This window comes from Meiothermus ruber DSM 1279 (assembly GCF_000024425.1).
In the GTDB taxonomy this organism is placed as follows: Bacteria; Deinococcota; Deinococci; order Deinococcales; family Thermaceae; genus Meiothermus; species Meiothermus ruber.
In genome coordinates this window covers 2,542,233-2,557,000 of sequence record NC_013946.1, presented here as the reverse complement: position 1 = coordinate 2,557,000, position 14,768 = coordinate 2,542,233, and the positions used below count along the sequence as shown (strand labels likewise).

Annotated in this window: 20 protein-coding genes; 11 read left to right on the top strand and 9 right to left on the bottom strand. The window is 66.1% G+C overall.

The window, feature by feature from the left end; translation table 11 throughout:
- The first annotated feature begins 19 nt into the window (after positions 1-19).
- On the top strand, positions 20-595 hold the full coding sequence (locus MRUB_RS12625; RefSeq protein WP_013014757.1) for a phospholipase A2: 576 nt from the start codon (positions 20-22) through the stop codon (positions 593-595).
- A 3-nt stretch (positions 596-598) separates the two neighbouring features.
- On the opposite strand, the gene pdxY is transcribed toward MRUB_RS12625, so the two are convergent.
- The 3 genes from pdxY to MRUB_RS12610 are packed head-to-tail and all read right to left on the bottom strand — an operon-like array spanning position 599 to position 2,869.
- Entirely contained in the window at positions 599-1,480 is an 882-nt protein-coding gene (pdxY, locus tag MRUB_RS12620) for a pyridoxal kinase PdxY (protein WP_013014756.1), read from the bottom strand.
- A 45-nt stretch (positions 1,481-1,525) separates the two neighbouring features.
- The gene (locus tag MRUB_RS12615) at positions 1,526-2,416 is read right to left on the bottom strand and encodes a histone deacetylase family protein (protein WP_013014755.1); all 891 of its coding nucleotides are present in this window, start codon (positions 2,414-2,416) and stop codon (positions 1,526-1,528) included.
- A gap of 48 nt (positions 2,417-2,464) precedes the next feature.
- Positions 2,465-2,869: a hypothetical protein gene (locus MRUB_RS12610; protein WP_013014754.1), complete on the bottom strand. Its 405-nt coding sequence runs from the start codon at positions 2,867-2,869 to the stop codon at positions 2,465-2,467.
- Positions 2,870-2,910: 41 nt separating this feature from the next.
- Here MRUB_RS12610 and MRUB_RS12605 point away from each other — a divergent pair, with 41 nt between their 5' ends.
- The 6 genes from MRUB_RS12605 to MRUB_RS12580 are packed head-to-tail and all read left to right on the top strand — an operon-like array spanning position 2,911 to position 7,484.
- On the top strand, positions 2,911-3,321 hold the full coding sequence (locus MRUB_RS12605) for a rhodanese-like domain-containing protein (RefSeq protein WP_036199599.1): 411 nt from the start codon (positions 2,911-2,913) through the stop codon (positions 3,319-3,321).
- Between the two features lie 13 nt (positions 3,322-3,334).
- Positions 3,335-4,780, top strand: coding sequence for a UDP-N-acetylmuramoyl-L-alanyl-D-glutamate--2,6-diaminopimelate ligase (locus tag MRUB_RS12600; RefSeq protein ID WP_013014752.1), 1,446 nt, complete (start codon positions 3,335-3,337; stop codon positions 4,778-4,780).
- 4 nt (positions 4,781-4,784) lie between these two features.
- On the top strand, positions 4,785-5,537 hold the full coding sequence (locus MRUB_RS12595) for a Nif3-like dinuclear metal center hexameric protein (RefSeq protein ID WP_013014751.1): 753 nt from the start codon (positions 4,785-4,787) through the stop codon (positions 5,535-5,537).
- A 1-nt stretch (position 5,538) separates the two neighbouring features.
- On the top strand, positions 5,539-6,156 hold the full coding sequence (gene tmk / locus MRUB_RS12590) for a dTMP kinase (protein ID WP_013014750.1): 618 nt from the start codon (positions 5,539-5,541) through the stop codon (positions 6,154-6,156).
- A gap of 45 nt (positions 6,157-6,201) precedes the next feature.
- The gene (locus MRUB_RS12585) at positions 6,202-6,963 is read left to right on the top strand and encodes a glutaminyl-peptide cyclotransferase (RefSeq protein ID WP_013014749.1); all 762 of its coding nucleotides are present in this window, start codon (positions 6,202-6,204) and stop codon (positions 6,961-6,963) included.
- A complete protein-coding gene (locus MRUB_RS12580) occupies positions 6,960-7,484 on the top strand; it encodes a DUF192 domain-containing protein (protein ID WP_013014748.1) in 525 nt (174 codons plus the stop codon). The genes MRUB_RS12585 and MRUB_RS12580 overlap by 4 nt, the downstream gene beginning before the upstream one ends.
- Positions 7,485-7,486: 2 nt before the next feature.
- On the opposite strand, the gene MRUB_RS12575 is transcribed toward MRUB_RS12580, so the two are convergent.
- Together MRUB_RS12575 and MRUB_RS12570 are read right to left on the bottom strand one after the other, a co-directional pair.
- Complete coding sequence (locus MRUB_RS12575) at positions 7,487-8,437, bottom strand: prohibitin family protein (protein WP_013014747.1); 951 nt, start codon at positions 8,435-8,437, stop codon at positions 7,487-7,489.
- Positions 8,438-8,580: 143 nt separating this feature from the next.
- On the bottom strand, positions 8,581-8,817 hold the full coding sequence (locus tag MRUB_RS12570; RefSeq protein ID WP_013014746.1) for an FmdB family zinc ribbon protein: 237 nt from the start codon (positions 8,815-8,817) through the stop codon (positions 8,581-8,583).
- A 148-nt stretch (positions 8,818-8,965) separates the two neighbouring features.
- Between MRUB_RS12570 and MRUB_RS12565 the strand changes: the two genes are divergently transcribed.
- Positions 8,966-9,514, top strand: coding sequence for a 5-formyltetrahydrofolate cyclo-ligase (locus MRUB_RS12565; protein ID WP_013014745.1), 549 nt, complete (start codon positions 8,966-8,968; stop codon positions 9,512-9,514).
- Positions 9,515-9,523: 9 nt separating this feature from the next.
- Here the strand turns inward: MRUB_RS12565 and MRUB_RS12560 are convergent, their stop codons facing one another.
- Genes MRUB_RS12560 through MRUB_RS12550 form a run of 3 tightly spaced genes read right to left on the bottom strand, consistent with a single transcriptional unit; the run spans position 9,524 to position 11,203 of the window.
- Entirely contained in the window at positions 9,524-10,519 is a 996-nt protein-coding gene (locus tag MRUB_RS12560) for a LysM peptidoglycan-binding domain-containing M23 family metallopeptidase (RefSeq protein ID WP_013014744.1), read from the bottom strand.
- 17 nt (positions 10,520-10,536) lie between these two features.
- The gene (locus MRUB_RS12555) at positions 10,537-10,902 is read right to left on the bottom strand and encodes a HepT-like ribonuclease domain-containing protein (RefSeq protein WP_013014743.1); all 366 of its coding nucleotides are present in this window, start codon (positions 10,900-10,902) and stop codon (positions 10,537-10,539) included.
- A 10-nt stretch (positions 10,903-10,912) separates the two neighbouring features.
- Entirely contained in the window at positions 10,913-11,203 is a 291-nt protein-coding gene (locus MRUB_RS12550; protein WP_013014742.1) for a nucleotidyltransferase family protein, read from the bottom strand.
- A gap of 81 nt (positions 11,204-11,284) precedes the next feature.
- On the opposite strand from MRUB_RS12550, the gene MRUB_RS12545 reads away from it, so the two are divergent.
- From MRUB_RS12545 to MRUB_RS12535, 3 genes are read left to right on the top strand one after another with little or no spacing between them, the layout of a single operon-like run.
- Positions 11,285-11,848 (top strand): cob(I)yrinic acid a,c-diamide adenosyltransferase, encoded by a 564-nt coding sequence (locus tag MRUB_RS12545; RefSeq protein ID WP_013014741.1) that lies wholly within the window; start codon positions 11,285-11,287, stop codon positions 11,846-11,848.
- A gap of 12 nt (positions 11,849-11,860) precedes the next feature.
- A complete protein-coding gene (locus MRUB_RS12540) occupies positions 11,861-12,646 on the top strand; it encodes a cobalamin-binding protein (RefSeq protein WP_013014740.1) in 786 nt (261 codons plus the stop codon).
- Positions 12,643-12,948: a hypothetical protein gene (locus MRUB_RS12535; RefSeq protein ID WP_013014739.1), complete on the top strand. Its 306-nt coding sequence runs from the start codon at positions 12,643-12,645 to the stop codon at positions 12,946-12,948. The genes MRUB_RS12540 and MRUB_RS12535 overlap by 4 nt, the downstream gene beginning before the upstream one ends.
- On the opposite strand, the gene MRUB_RS12530 is transcribed toward MRUB_RS12535, so the two are convergent.
- A complete protein-coding gene (locus MRUB_RS12530) occupies positions 12,934-14,580 on the bottom strand; it encodes a WD40 repeat domain-containing protein (RefSeq protein ID WP_235438226.1) in 1,647 nt (548 codons plus the stop codon). The genes MRUB_RS12535 and MRUB_RS12530 overlap by 15 nt on opposite strands.
- Positions 14,581-14,768: the final 188 nt, after the last annotated feature.

Genomic DNA, 14,768 nt, shown 5'->3' with positions numbered 1-14,768 from the left:
CCTTGAAGGAGGGTTGAGTATGGGTAAACCGATGCGTTTTGCGGTGGGAATACTGGCCTTGTTGCTGGCGGCCTGCAGCCAGCCGGCTACCGAGTCGACCAGTGCATCCATTGTGGAGGACATGCGCCAGCTAGGGGTCGAGCCCGAGGCCATTGCGGCCTATACAGAGGCGTTGCAGAACCTCGAGCAGGCCCGGCTGGCCCTGCAAAGCCTGGGTGCGGGCGACCTGCTGCTGGTGCAGAGCATTGCCCTGGGCAGCGTGGCCAACTACGACGCCTACTACAACGCGCGGGCCAGCTATCCGCAGTTTGACTGGAGCCGCAATGGGTGTTCGGCCCCGGAGGGCCTGGGGCTGGGCTACCGCGAGACCTTCCGGCCGGCCTGCAATGTGCACGACTTTGGCTATGCCAACTTTCCACGTTTTCCCAGCCTCTACAACGAGACCGGGCGCAAGCTTTCCGACGACAACTTTTTGGTCAACATGAACCAGATCTGCCGCCCCAGAAGCTTCTTGAGCCGGTCGGCTTGCTACTCGGCGGCCTATGCCTACTACCTGGCGGTGCGTTCGGCTGGCTGGGCTTACTTTTACGACTAGCCCTCATGCCACCTGCTCGGCGGCAAAGCGACGGCTGGGGTTGATGTATTCGTCCTGGGCGGCGATGAGCTGAATTTCACGGGTATTCATCTGGTGGGTGAGCAGCAGCAGGTTGTACATGGCCGAGACCGCGTGCTCGAGGCTCTGGGCTACCTGGTGGGTCTGGAGGTAGCGCCCCAAGAACAGGGCCGCAATGGCGTCGCCGGTTCCGTTGCGGGGGGGCTCGAGGGGGATGCGGGGGGTGCGCACCAGCCAGGCCCCCTCCTCGGCTACGGCAAGGGTTTCGATGGTATTTTCAGGGGCTCCCTGGCGCAGCAGGCTGGTTACCACCACGATGCGGGGGCCGCCCGGGTGCATCCGGGCCCGGACGATGCGGGCGGCCTCGAGCGCCTCTGGTAGGGTTTTGCTGGGATGCTCGGTGAGGAGCTCGAGCTCGAACTGGTTGGGGGTGAGGATATCGGCCTGGGGCAGCACCTGGTTTTTGATGATCTCGGGGATTTCCGGGCGTACAAACAGGCCCCGGCCCTCGTCGCCCATCACCGGGTCGCAGCAGAACAGCGCGCTGGGGTTGAGCTGGCGCACCTTGTGCAGGGCCGATAGAATCGCCCCGGCGGTGCCGCCGCTGCCCATATAACCTGACAACACCGCGTCGCACTGGCCCAGTACATCGCGCTCGGCGATCCCTTCCACCACCGCTACAAGGTGCTCGGGCGGCAGGATCATGCCCTTCCACTGCCCGTAGCCGGTGTGATTGGAGAACTGCACGGTGTGAATGGCCCATACCTCGAAGCCCATGCGTTGCAGCGGAAACACCGCGGCGGCGTTGCCGACGTGGCCGTAGGAAACCCAGCTTTGGATGGAGAGGATATTGCGGGGTGGTTGCATGGGGGCAGTGTATCGCAGGCCAGCCTCTGCTGCGTAGCAAGGTGTTTAGCGGTTCGCGAGGGTCTCGAGGGCCAGGCGGTAGGTCTGGGCATGGCCGGCCACAGTCGTCTGTGGGTCGCGGTTGTAGCCGCCGCCCATCACCACCACCAGGGGCTGGCCGGCCTGCCGGATCTTCTCAAATACCATTCGATCCCGCTCGGCCAGCCCTTGCAGGCTCAGGCCCAAACGTCCGAAGCGGTCGTTTTGCAGCACATCCACCCCGGCGTTGTAGAAAACCAGATCCGGCCGGTGGGTGAAGGCCTGTTCCAGCGCAGCCTCCAATGCCTCCAGATACGCCGCATCGTTGGTGGCGTCCGCCAACCCTACGTTCAGGTCGCCCGGCTCTTTTTTGAGGGGGTAGTTGCGCTCGGCGTGCACCGAAAGGGTAAAGACGGTGGGGTCGTTCCGAAAAAAAGCTGCTGTACCGTTACCCTGGTGGGCATCGAGATCCACGACCAGCACCCGGCCATTCCAGCCCTGGGCCCGCAAGTAAGCAATTGCCACGGCCACATCGTTGAACAGGCAGTAGCCCTCGGCCCGCCCCGGATAGGCGTGGTGGGTGCCCCCGGCCAGGTTGAGGCCCAGCCCAGTCTGAAGGGCGTCCAGGGTGGCGGCCAGGGTTCCGCCTGCTGCATGCAAGGCCCGGGTGAGCAGGCTCTGGCTCCAGGGCAGCCCTACCTTGTGCGACTCCTGCCGGCTGAGCCCTTCTGAGCGAAGCTTTTGCAGGTAGTCCGGGGTGTGGGCCAGGGCCAGGGTCTCCCAGGCGATGGCCGGGGCGGGTTGTATGTCCAGCTCGCCCCGTAGCGCCTCGGCGACCCCAGCGTACTTGTACTTGGGGAAAGGGTGGTAATCGGGAAGCTCGAGGGTGCAGTGTGCGGTGGAGTAGGCCCGGCGCATCGGCTTCAGAATGCCACAGATCTGCAGGGCCTTGTGTGGCCTGGGCTTTCAGAAATCTATCTCGAGCTTGTAGCGCCCACTGCGGCCTTGCTGGTCGAGCTCGAGCTTGAAGCGCTCGGCCCCGCGGCGGTACTCGGCCTCGAGTTTGCTGGCCGGGCCTTTGTACTCGAGGCGGGTGCGCACCCAGCCCCGGCTGGTGAGCCAGTTGTGGAAGAAGGTGTAGACCTGCTCGAGGGGGTCGCGGGTCTCGAACTCGGCCTCGCTCGAGCCGCCCCGCTCCTCGCGCTTGATAGCCACGCTGCCGGGATAGGGCGGCAGGCCCAGCCGGGCATTCAGCACGAAACTGGAGGTCTGGGGTACGGGCCGCACCGGCGGGGGAGGGTCGGGCTCGGGCCGCACGCCCACCACACAGGCCGAAAGCAGCAAGGGTAAGAGCCAAAGCCAACCACGCATACCTTAGCTAGCTTAAACCGCTCGGATGAGTAAATTGAGGCATGGCAATGAAGGTCGGCTATAAAAAGCTGCTCGAGCAGGCCCTGGCCGAGATCGAGACCATCTCGGCAGAGGAGGCCAAAGGCTACCTGGGCCACCCCGACTACGTGTTTGTGGACTTGCGGGACATCCGCGAGCTCCAGCGCGAGGGCAAGATCCCCGGCGCTTTTCACGCCCCCAGGGGCATGCTGGAGTTCTGGATAGACCCCGAAAGCCCCTACCACAAGCCCATCTTCGCCTCGGGTAAAAAGTTCGTGTTTTACTGTGCGGGGGGCTGGCGCTCGGCCCTGGCAGCCCAGACCGCCCAGCGGATGGGATTGGAGCCGGTCTGCCACATCGAGGGCGGCTTCAAAGCCTGGGCCGAGGCCGGGGGGCCGGTCGAGCGGCTCGAGGGGCCCAAAAATCAAGTCTAACGGAGCGGCCTGGATGCCAACCCTGCAAGAGCTTTTTGGACTATTCGGCCAGACCGCCCCGGCCCTGGAGGTGCGGGGTGTGACCCACGACTCGCGCCTGGTGCAGCCGGGTTTTGTCTTCGTGGCGATCCCCGGCGTGCCCCTGCCGAGCCGCAAGCCTTTCGATGGGCACGACTACATCCCCCAGGCCATCCAGAACGGGGCGGTGGCGGTGGTGGGGATGCGCGAGCTGCACCTGAGCGTGCCCTACCTGCGGGTGGCGGATGCGCGCGCGGCCCTGGCCGATCTATCGGCGGCCTTCTGGGGGTATCCGGCGCAACGGCTGGAGCTGCTGGGGGTGACCGGCTCCAAGGGCAAAACCACCGTTGCGGTGCTGCTCCATCACCTGCTGCAAAGGGCCCGTCCACCGGTGGGCAGGCTCTCCACGGTGGGCATCAAAATTGGCGAAGAAGAGCTTTTTTTGCCCGGCCACTTCACCACCCCCGAGGCCCCGCAGGTACAGGAGATGCTGCACCGCTTCGTGCAGGCGGGCTGCCGGCAGGCGGTGCTCGAGGTCAGCAGCCACGCGCTGGCGCTGGAGCGGGTGCGGGGGCTGGAGTATCGGGTGGGGGTGTTCACCAACCTCTACCAAGACCACCTCGACCTGCACGGGAGCATGGAGAACTACTTTGCCGAGAAAAAGAAGCTCCTGGAGCGCTCGAGGTTCGCCGTTGTGAACAGCGACAACCCCTGGACCCAGACCCTGCGGGGCCGCCCCCAGACCTGGAGCTACGGCCAGCAAGGGGACTGGCAGGCCCACAACCTGGTGGAAAGCAGTACGGGCCTCGAGTTTGAGGTGGTCTCGCCCATGGGCCGGTTTGCCGTACGGCTTCCCATGGTGGGCCGCTTCAATGCCGAGAACGCCCTGGCCGCCATGGCCGCTGCTGCGCAGGTGGGCCTCTCGGTGGAGCAAATCCAGGAAGGCCTGGCTGGTTTTCCCGGCGTGCCGGGCCGGATGCAGCTCGTGCAGGCCGCGCCCTTTCGGGTGGTGGTGGACTTCGCCCACACCGGGGCCAGCCTCGAGGCCGCCCTGCAGACCCTGCGCCCCACCACCCAGGGCCGCCTGCTGGTGGTGATCGGGGCCGCCGGGAATCAGGATCCCAGCCGGCGCGTGGGCATCGGCCAGGTGGCGGCGCGGCTGGCCGATCTCGCCATCTTTACCGAGGAAGACCACCGCACCGAGCCGTTGGAGGCCATTTTGGAGGCCATGGCCCAGGCCCACGGCGACCCCCGCCGCTACGTGCTCATCCCCGACCGGCGCGAGGCCATCCGCTACGCCATCCAGGAAGCCCAGCCGGGCGATACCCTGCTCTTTAGCGGCAAAGGCCACGAGCGGACGCTCGAGCGGGGCACCGAGGCCATTCCCTGGAACGAGGTGGACGAGGTGCGCAGGGCCCTGGCGGCGCAACCGGTAGACTGAAGCCATGCGGCGCGATGATCTGGTTCGCTGGCTGGATGATTACTTAAAAATACGGGAGTTCAAAGACCCCTCGCTCAACGGTTTGCAGGTGGAAGGCCGGGAAGAGGTGCGCCGGGTGGGGGCCGCGGTGGACGCAGCCCAGGCCACCTTCGACAAGGCCGCCGAGGCCGGGGTGGATTTCCTGATTACCCACCACGGCCTCTTCTGGGGGCAGCCCTTCGCCATTGTGGGGTATCAGAAGAAGCGCCTCGAGCGGCTTTTTTCGGCGGGTATCAGCCTCTACACGGCCCACCTTCCCCTCGACGCCCACCCCGAGGTGGGCAACAACGCCGTGCTGGCCCGCGAGCTGGGGCTGCAAAGCCTGGAGCCCTTCCCGCACCCCAAGTACGGCAACATCGGCTACATCGGCCAGTTTGCCGAGCCAACGCCGCTGGCCCTGGTGGAAGACCGCATCGGCGAGCTGACCGGCATGCAGCCCCTGGTGGTGCGGGCGGGGCTGGACGAGGTGCGCCGGGTGGGCATTGTTTCGGGGGGCGGGGCCGGGGATGTGGGGCTGGCCAAAGCCCTGGGCTGCGACCTTTTCATCACCGGCGAGCCCGCCCACGCCCACTACCACGAGCCCTTCGAGCTGGGCCTGAACGTGATTTACGCCGGCCACTACGACAGCGAAACCTTCGGGGTCAAGGCCCTGGCCGCCCGGCTGGAGCGCGAGTTTGGCCTGCCCTGGGTGTTTATTGAGCATCCGACCGGGCTGTAGCATGAAAGGTCTTTTTATAACTTTTGAAGGCCCCGAGGGGGCGGGCAAGTCGACCCAGGCCCGGCTTCTGGCGGAGTGGCTTCGGGCAAAAGGGCGTGAGGTGGTGCTCACCCGCGAGCCGGGCGGCACCCGGCTGGGGCAGGCCATCCGCGGGCTTTTGTTACATCAGGATCCCATGTGCGCCGAGGCCGAGTACCTGCTCTACTCCGCCGACCGCGCCGAGCACATGCAGCGGGTCATTCAACCGGCGTTGGGGTTGGGGCATATCGTGCTGTGCGACCGCTGGCTGGACTCCTCCCTGGCCTACCAGGGCTACGGGCGGGGGCTGGATCTGGGCTGGCTGCGGGCTGTGGCCCAGGGGGCGACGCAGGGTATCCGGCCCCACAAGACTTTTTTGTTCGACTTACCGCCGGAGGTGGGTCTGGAGCGGTTCGAAGGACGCGACCGCCTCGAGCGCGAGCCGCTCGAGTTTCACCGGCGGGTGCGGCAGGGCTACCTCGAGCTAGCCCAGGCCGAGCCCGAACGCTTTGTGCTACTGGATGCAACCCAGCCCCTCGAGGCCCTGCATACCCAGTTGCGGGGCTATCTGGAAAGCCTCCTCTTGGAGGCCAACCCTTGACCCCGGTCTCATTCATCTTTGGGGCCTTGCGGTAAGGTAAAGGGCGTGATTCGAGCGTTCCTTGCCCTCTTGGCCCTGCTGGGCCTGGCCCTGGCCCAGCCCTCGGTTCCGGTCTGGGGTTTTCGCATTGTCAACACCTACCCCCACGACCCCCAGGCCTTTACCCAGGGGCTCATCTACCACGACGGTTTTCTGTACGAGGGCACCGGTCTCTACGGCCAGTCCAGCCTGCGCAAGGTGGAACTCCAGACCGGGCGGGTGCTGCAAAGCCGGTCTTTGCCGCAGAAGTACTTTGGCGAGGGCATCACCCTCTTCCAGAACCGCTTCTATCAGCTCACCTGGCAGAACCAGGAGGGCTTTATCTACGACCTCAACTTCAACCCGGTGGGGCGCTTCACCTACCAGACCGAGGGCTGGGGCCTGACCCACGACGGCCAGCGCCTGATTATGTCGGACGGCTCGGCCCAGCTATTTTTCCTCAACCCCCGCACCCTCCGGCCCGAGCGCACCCTTACGGTGCGGGCCGGGGGGCAGCCGGTAACCCGGCTGAACGAGCTCGAGTACATCCAGGGCCGCATCTGGGCCAATGTCTGGCAGACCAGCCGCATCGCCATCATCAACCCCCAGAGCGGCAATGTGGAGGCCTGGCTCGACCTGAGCGGGCTGGTGCTTCTGGCCCAGGCCCGTAACCCCAACCCCGACGCGGTGCTCAACGGCATCGCTTACGACAGCCAGACCCGGCGCATCTTTGTTACCGGTAAGCTCTGGCCCTACCTGTTCGAAATTGCGGTGGTAAGCAACCCATGAGCCGCTCCGGAGGTCTGCGTGGCTATGGTCTGGGGCTCATTGCCCTGGCGGTGGCGCTCTCCACCACGGGCTATTTTTGGGCGGGCCAGATTCTGAACCGCCCGCCACAGCGTACCCCTCCCGTGCCCAACGCAGTGGTGAGCATCTCGAGCCCCAAGGGAACGGTGGAGCTGCCGGTGTACAGGCTCTCCAACCCCAGGGTGCTCGACCTCTTCACCCGAAAAGCCCACCAGGGCCTTTTGTATAGCTTTTTGGAACCCCGCGACCAGGCTTGGACGGGGATGGGCCTCGAGAAGCCCGTCTCGGTGGCTTTTCTGGATAGCCGCGGCACCATTCTAGCCATTCTGGACATCGAGCCCTGCCCCGCTCCCCCCCAGGGCAAAGGCTGTCGCAGCTATGTGCCGGGGGTGGTTTACCGGCAGGTGCTCGAGGTGGGGCAGGGCTGGTTTGCGAGGTACCAGATTAAGCCCGGCGCTGCGGTGCGGGTGCGGCCGCTCGAGGCCGCCCCCAACACCCAGTAGGGCTACCGCGCCGGCTGGGCCTGCTGCAGGCTGCGCAGGTCGAGCAGGAAGTTGCCGGTGGTGGGCACCAGGATGGTCTGGATGTTGGGGGCCAGTTTTTCGGCCACCGTGAGCTGGATGACCTGGGGGCTTTGCCGCAGGGCCTCGCCGCGCAGGCGGATGGCCTGGGCCTCGCCCTCGGCCCGCAGAATGGCGGCGTCGCGTTCGCCCTTGGCCTGTACCACGGCCCGCTGGGCGGCGATCTCGGCCTGCTGCCGGCGGTTGATCTCCACCTGCACCTGCTGCTCGGCGGTCTGCTTTTCCTCGATTACCTTAGCCACCGAGGGTGGAATATCAATCCGGCGCAACAGCACCGAGATGAGTTCGATATGCTGCGCCCCCAGGTCTTCGCGCAGCTCCCTGGTTACGGCGGCCTCGAGCTGGGTTCGCTGGGTGCTGATGAGCTCGGCGGCGTTGAACAAACCTACGGCGTCGCGCACCTTGCTGCGAATCTGGGGCACGATCAGGGTCTCGAGGTAGTTCGGCCCCAGGTTGCGGTGAAGCTGGGGGGCCTCCTCGCGCTTGATGCGGTACTGCACGGTGACGTCTACCCCAATGTCCAGCCCCTCCTTGCTGCGGGCGGTAATGGCGTCCTCGCCGGGGGTGCTGGTATTCGAGGGGGCCGGCCCCTTGGCCAGGGTTACTTCCTTCAGGCGAGCATCGTAAAGAACAACGCTTTGAATACCCGGTATCACGATGCGGAAGCCCTCCCCCAGGGGGGCGGGCTGCACGCCGCCAAACACGTTGAACACCACCCCCACGTGGCCTGCCGGAACCACCACAAAGCTTTGTGATATGGTCGCTATAGCTAACCCAACGAGCAGCAGCGGCGCGCCCAGCGCCCGCCGCCCACCGGGCTGTGCCAGCAGGACGATGCCCAGGACAGCCACCACGATGCCTAAGAGCAGGAACATACACACCTCGTTTCCATGGTCATACGACCCCAGTATGGTGGATGGGCAGCAGATTAGGATAGAGGTAAGACAAAAACAAAGAAGCCCGGCTATTAATAAGCCAAGGCTGCGTGTTTTATGGGTTTATTTTTGAGGTTGTCCCCTTAATCGGCCGCCGCGCTCCCGGCTTCCTTGTTGCCGGACTCGGACTTGCCGTTGGAGCCGGCCTTGGAGTCTTTGATGTACCAGCCCGAGCCCTTGAACACCACCGCCGGAGCAAAAATCAGACGCTTGATGGGAGCGCCGGTCTCGGGGTGATGGGTGTAGGCGGGATCGTGAAAACCCTGCTCGAACTCATATTGTTCGCCGGTCTCAAGGTTCTGGTAAACGTATCTGGGCATAGTGGACTCCTGTGGGACAAAGGTGTCTCGAGGGGTCACCTCCCTCACCTAGAGGATTTTGACAAACGACACCCTAGACTGTCAACCAGCCTTCCAGTTATATCTCTGATAACTTGCGGTCTCGCTTTGGGATGAAATACTGACGGGTATGGACAAGGCCGAACTCCGGCGCTGGGCCAAGGAGGTACGCAAAAACCTTCCCACCGGAACACTCTCGCAAGAAGTGACCCAACACCTGACCGGTTTTTTGCAAGAACACCGGGCCCGGCACATTCTGCTTTACAGCGCTTTTGGCTCCGAACTCGATCCCGCCGCACTGCAGCGCCTGTACCCCGCTGCCTACTACCTGCCCAGGGCCCGCACCCACCAGCTCGAGGTGCACCCCCTGCCCTGCCGGCTGGTCAAGCACAGGTATGGTTTCTGGGAGCCGGCCCCCGAGACCCCCAAGGTGGCGCTCGAGGTGCTGGACGCTGTGCTGGTGCCGGGCCTGGCCTTCGACCCCTGGGGCCACCGGCTGGGGTATGGGCAGGGCTTCTACGACCGCTTTTTGGCCCAGCTACCCCCACGCACCCTCACGGTGGGCCTGGTGGCCGAGGCGCTGGTGCTGCCCGAGCTGCCGCACGACCCCTGGGACGTGCCGGTGCGCTTTCTAGCCACCGAGCAGGGGGTTCGCCCCGCGCGCGGTTTCGCCCCATAGGCTGCTGGGTCAGGGAACGCTCAGGAACCAGGGGGCGGGGTTGGTGGGGATGCCCCGCACCCGGATCTCGAAGTGCAGGTGAGGCCCGTTGGACAGGCCGGTGTTGCCCGAGTAGCCGAGCAGGTCGCCGGCCTGCACAGTCTGGCCCGGTTTTACAGCAATGCGCGAGAGGTGCCAGTAGCCGCTGCACACCCCCAGCCCGTGGTTGAGGGTGACGGCGTTCCCCCGCACAAAGAGCCGCTCGGCCAGGCCCACCACACCCGGGGCCGGGGCATAGACCGGGGTGCCTTCGGGCACGCCGTAGTCGAGCCCCTCGTGGTAGGAGTAGCTGCGCCCGCCGTCGTAGCTGCGGCGGGTGCCGAAGGGGTCGGTGATGCGGTTGGTCTGGACGGGCTTCTGGAAGGGGCCCCGCCACTGCTGGGGCCGGTCGAAGTCGCAGGAGCCCACCACCTTGAGCCGTTCGGCCCGCAGCCGCTCGGGCACCAGCAGGGCCTGGCGGTCGGGGGGCAGTTGCAGCACAAAGCGCCCAAAGCTTCCGGCCACCACCCGCACCTCGAGCCCCACCTCCGCCCCCCCCACCCGCAGCCGGGCGGGGTAGACCCCAGGGGCTTGCAGGGCCGGTATGGGCAGCAGCACGCGGTTTTGCTGGATGGGGTAGGTGTTGTTCAGGAAGCGCACCTCGCCCTGTACCGGTGCCGGGGCCGTGATGCGGATCACCGCCAGGTGGCCCTGGATGGTCTCGCCGGGCCACTCGATGGCCTCGATGGGGGCCGGGGCCTGGGTGAGGCGGCGAAGGGCTGGGCTGGGCTGCCCCGTCACCCGCAGCACCTGCCCCACCCGAAGCTGGGTGGGGTCTGCGATGTTATTCAGCACCTGCAGGGCTTCCACGCTGGTGTTGTACTGCTGGGCGATGCGGTAGAGGGTCTCGCCGGGCTGGACGGTGTGGGTGGTCTGGGCCAGGGCAAAAGAGGCCAGGGCTGGGAGTACGAGCAGACGAATGTGCATGGTCTCAGTCTAAGATGTCACACCGACTGCTCCAGGGCCTCCTCCAGCACCACCAGCCAGTAGGGCAGGGTGCGCCGGATTAGATCCCAGAGAATCTCGTCCTGAATGCCAAAGTGGAGGTGGCTGACCAGGTCGGGTAAGTCCAGGATGCTTCTCCAGTCCAGCTCGGGCAGTTCCTCGCGCAGGCTGGGGTGCATGGCAGCAGCCATCGTGCCCAGGCGGTGGAGGTTGTGGCGCACGGCGTCCTGGGTGCGCAGATCGGCGGCAAAATCGGCCAACTTCATCCCAGCGGTATAGCGCAGGACTCGCCGGGCGGCCTCCTGCATCTGCTCGAGGTAGACCCGCTTTTGTAGGTGGGGGTTGGGGGGGGTGGGGTGGCGCATGGGCCCCTTTTCAAATCAACCGAAGTGCATCGGCCTCGAGGTGGGCGCGCAGCTCGGCCGGTACTTTCTTGGCGCTGACCAGATCCACCTTGCAGCCCAGCAGGTCTTCCAGGGCGTGCTTGAGGCCGATGTAGCGCTCAAAGGTGGGCTGCGCCAATCTCACCAAAAAGTCCACGTCGCTGTCGGGACTGGCCTCGTCGCGAGCGGTGGAGCCGAACAGGTACAGGCTTTTGATGCCGTACTGTTGGGCTAGGCCAGGCAGCGGTTCCTCCAGGATGGCCAGCACACTTCCCCTGCGCATGAGACCATAGTACTGCCAGGCATAGTGAGGTATGTTGGGCGTGACCCACTCGAGCCGCCTTGGGTAGAGTTAAATGAAAGCATGAAAATCTACACCAAAACCGGTGACGCGGGGGAGACCGGCCTGTACGGGGCCGAGCGGGTGGGCAAGGACCACCCCCGGGTGGAGGCCTATGGCACGGTGGACGAGGCCAACAGCGCCATCGGGCTGGCTCGCGCGGCCCTGGGGGCGGCCCACGCCGACATTGAAGCCGACCTCGAGTACCTCCAGAACGCCCTCTTCGACCTAGGGGCCGACCTCGCCACCCGCGCCGGCGGCCCTTACGAGCGCAACCTGGCCCGCATGGACGCCTCAGACGTGGAGAAGCTCGAGGCCCTGATTGACCGCTACCAGGAAGAAGCCCCCCGCTTCACCGGCTTCATCCATCCCGGCGGCCATCCTGCGGCGGCGGCCCTGCACCTCGCCCGTACCATTGCCCGCCGGGCCGAGCGCCGGGTGGTGGCGCTGATGCGCACCGAGGAGGTGAACCCGGAGGCCCTGCGCTACCTCAACCGGCTCTCGGACCTGCTTTTTACGCTGGCTCGAGTGGTCAATAAACGCGAAGGCTTCGCCGAGGAGAAGTGGCTGGTCAAAAAACGCCGATAAAGGAGGGCTGGTATGCGCCTGGTGAGCCTGACCTGCTCCAACACCGAGATCGTCTGGGCCCTGGGCTGCCTGGACAGGCTGGTGGGGGTGGACAGCAACTCCGACTTTCCTCCCGAGGTGGCCCGGCTGCCCCGGGTAGGGCCCGACCTCCAGATTGACCTGGACAGGGTCGAGGCCCTGAAGCCCGACCTGGTGCTGGCCAGCCTGAGCGTGCCGGGCATGGAGCGGGTGGTGGAGGGTTTGCAAGCGCGGCAAATCCCCCACGTGGTGCTCGACCCGCAAAGCCTGCAGGACGTCTACAACGACATTATTCAGGTGGCGGATCTTCTGGGGGTGGCCTCGCAGGGCCGGCACGTGGTGCGGGCCATGCAGTGGATGATCGCCCAGGCCCGGGGCTCGCTGCCCAACTGGGTGCGCCCCCCCAGGGTGATGGTGGAGTGGTGGCCCCGGCCCATGATTGCCGCCGGGCAACACAGTTGGGTAACGCAGATGCTGGAGGCGCTGGGGGCGGAAAACGCCTTTGCCCACCTGCCGGTGCGCTCCCAGCCCCTCACCCCCGCCCTGGTGGAGGAGGCCCAGCCTGACCTGATTACGGTCTCGTGGTGCGGGGCGAAAAAACTGCGTCCAGAGGTGGTTCTGCGCCGCAAGCTGGATATCCCCGCCCTGAAGCATAAGCAGGTGTTCGCCCTCGAGGAGGCCTACCTGGGCCGTCCGGGGCCGCGCCTGGCCGAGGGGGCGAAAAAACTGGCCGAACTGTTGCGCGGGGTGCCGGTCTGGCAGCACGGAGGCCGGCCATGACCCCCCTCAAGGTGGTCACCTTCTGGGTGCGCCCGCTGGAGGGCCAGCCCCTGCCCGAGGCCAGGGCCTTGCTGGAGGGCCTTCTGGCTATTTTTTACGAGGCTTTTCCGGAATATGCTGGGGTGCTCACCTTCAGCCAGTCGCCCCGCCCGCCCGGCTATGTGTTTGTTTATGTGAACCAGGGCTGCACCGGCCTGCTGCCCATGGCGGGGCGGTTCTTGCAGGAACTCTTGCAGCAGGCCTTCCCCCAGGGTGAGGTGCGCCCCTATGGGCGGGTCTGGCCTGAGCTACGGTCTGAATAAAGCCACGGTGCCGGCCTGCCGCAGGGTGCCGCTGCCCACCGCCAGCCGGCCATCAGGGGCCCAGGCCACCGCGTAGAGGGGCCGCACAAACCCTGAGGTGGTCTGTAAAAGCGGCCCCTGCACGCTCCACAGGCGCAGGGTCTTGTCCCAGCCCACGCTGGCCAGCCGCTGGCCGTCGGGCGAGAAGGCCAGGGCCTGGGCGGCCTCGGTGTGCCCTTCCAGCACCCGGAGCAGCTTCCCCGACTGGGCATCCCAGAGCTTGAGGGTCTGGTCGTGGCTGGCGGTGGCCAGCAGGCGTCCGTTGGGGCTCAGGGCCAGGCCGTAGAGGCCCCGGGCGTGGGCCATGACCCGGCGCAGGAGCCCCACCCCCTCGGGGCGCAGGGCCCACCAGGCCAGGCTTTCATCGCTGCTGCTGCTATAAAGCGTGCGCCCGTCGGGGCTAAAAGCCAGGCCCGTTACGTGGGACTCGTGGGCGCGGAACTCGAGCACCTTCCGGCCCTGCCGCCAGTCCCAGAGCCGGATTAACCGGTCGCGCCCGCCGGTGGCCAGGGCCCGTCCGTTTGGGGCGAAGGCCAGGGCCCCCACCCCGTTGCCATGGGCCTCGAGGCTCTGCAACAGCCGCCCGCTACCTGTTTGGTAGAGGCGGGTCAGGCCGTCGCGGCTGCCTGCGGCCAGGTACTGCCCATCCGGGCTGAAGGCCAGGGCGGTAATTTCCAGGGCGGCCTCGCTCAGCCTGTGGATGGGCTGCCCCTGGCGGTTCCACAGCCAGACCTCGCCGTCCCAGCCCCCGCTGGCCAGCAGCCTCCCGTCGGGGCTGTAGGCCAGGGCGCTCACCGAGGCCGCAGGGGGCTCGAGGGTTCGTAGCAGCCCTCCGTCCAGGCTCCACAACCGGGCCCGCCCATCGTCGTGGCCGCTCAGGAGCCGGCTTTCGCCCACAGCCAGGGCCAGCACCGAGGCCGTCTGGAGGGTTTTTTGGGGCCGGCCTGTGTCCCAGAAGATAATCTGGCCGTCCTGCCCCCCGCTGATGAGCTGCGCGCGCTTGCGCCAGACCAGGGCGCTCACCGCCAGGCGATGCGCACTCCACTGCTGCACATAGCGCCCCTCGGCACTCCACAATTGTATCTGTCCGTCCCGGTCGCCAGTGGCCAACTGGCCGTCCGGCCCCCAGGCCAGCGCTCGCACCGAGAGGGAGCCCAGAAGGGGCAGCCGGTGGCCGCTCTGGGGATTCCACAAGAGCACCCCATCCTGCCCCCCGGCTGCCCAGACAGGGTTTAACGGGGAAAGCCCAACGCTGTATATCCAGCCGCGCCCTGCATAAATAGACCGAGACAAGCCCAGCGCTGGCACACTCCAAAGGCGCAACTCACCGTCGGCGCTACCACTGAGCACCTGACGCCCATCCGGGCTGATGCGGGCCGACCAAACCTGATCGCGGTGGCCTTGCAACACGCCTTTCAGCAGGCCGCTCTGGGGGTTCCACAGCCGCAGGGTGGTATCGGAGGACGCGCTGAGCAAGGTGCCATCCGCAGCGAAGTCCAGGGCTCGCACGGTATCGCTGTGCCCGCTCAGGGTGCGCAAAAAACGCCCATCGGCCTGGTGGAGATGAACGTAGGTATCCGCTCCCAGGGCCAACCTTCCCCCAGGGCCAAAAGCCACAGCCCCCACCGGGGCCCGGTGTCCCACAAGTATCTGCGACGGTTGCTGGGCGGTCGCCAACGACAAACATAAAAGCCAGCCAATCCACCGGTGCACCCCATTAGCCTACCGGAGCCACCCGGACGCAAGGATGAGGCTGGGATGCTGGCCGGATGGGGTTCTGC

Coding starts and splice junctions, on each gene's coding strand:
- MRUB_RS12595 (WP_013014751.1), top strand. CDS start 4,785: ATGCGGCGCGATGATCTGGTTCGCTGGCTGGATGATTACTTAAAAATA.
- MRUB_RS12540 (WP_013014740.1), top strand. CDS start 11,861: ATGCGCCTGGTGAGCCTGACCTGCTCCAACACCGAGATCGTCTGGGCC.
- MRUB_RS12560 (WP_013014744.1), bottom strand. CDS start 10,519: ATGCACATTCGTCTGCTCGTACTCCCAGCCCTGGCCTCTTTTGCCCTG.
- MRUB_RS12605 (WP_036199599.1), top strand. CDS start 2,911: ATGGCAATGAAGGTCGGCTATAAAAAGCTGCTCGAGCAGGCCCTGGCC.
- MRUB_RS12610 (WP_013014754.1), bottom strand. CDS start 2,869: ATGCGTGGTTGGCTTTGGCTCTTACCCTTGCTGCTTTCGGCCTGTGTG.
- pdxY (WP_013014756.1), bottom strand. CDS start 1,480: ATGCAACCACCCCGCAATATCCTCTCCATCCAAAGCTGGGTTTCCTAC.
- tmk (WP_013014750.1), top strand. CDS start 5,539: ATGAAAGGTCTTTTTATAACTTTTGAAGGCCCCGAGGGGGCGGGCAAG.
- MRUB_RS12550 (WP_013014742.1), bottom strand. CDS start 11,203: ATGCGCAGGGGAAGTGTGCTGGCCATCCTGGAGGAACCGCTGCCTGGC.
- MRUB_RS12575 (WP_013014747.1), bottom strand. CDS start 8,437: ATGTTCCTGCTCTTAGGCATCGTGGTGGCTGTCCTGGGCATCGTCCTG.
- MRUB_RS12580 (WP_013014748.1), top strand. CDS start 6,960: ATGAGCCGCTCCGGAGGTCTGCGTGGCTATGGTCTGGGGCTCATTGCC.
- MRUB_RS12565 (WP_013014745.1), top strand. CDS start 8,966: ATGGACAAGGCCGAACTCCGGCGCTGGGCCAAGGAGGTACGCAAAAAC.
- MRUB_RS12615 (WP_013014755.1), bottom strand. CDS start 2,416: ATGCGCCGGGCCTACTCCACCGCACACTGCACCCTCGAGCTTCCCGAT.
- MRUB_RS12535 (WP_013014739.1), top strand. CDS start 12,643: ATGACCCCCCTCAAGGTGGTCACCTTCTGGGTGCGCCCGCTGGAGGGC.
- MRUB_RS12555 (WP_013014743.1), bottom strand. CDS start 10,902: ATGCGCCACCCCACCCCCCCCAACCCCCACCTACAAAAGCGGGTCTAC.
- MRUB_RS12600 (WP_013014752.1), top strand. CDS start 3,335: ATGCCAACCCTGCAAGAGCTTTTTGGACTATTCGGCCAGACCGCCCCG.
- MRUB_RS12625 (WP_013014757.1), top strand. CDS start 20: ATGGGTAAACCGATGCGTTTTGCGGTGGGAATACTGGCCTTGTTGCTG.
- MRUB_RS12545 (WP_013014741.1), top strand. CDS start 11,285: ATGAAAATCTACACCAAAACCGGTGACGCGGGGGAGACCGGCCTGTAC.
- MRUB_RS12570 (WP_013014746.1), bottom strand. CDS start 8,817: ATGCCCAGATACGTTTACCAGAACCTTGAGACCGGCGAACAATATGAG.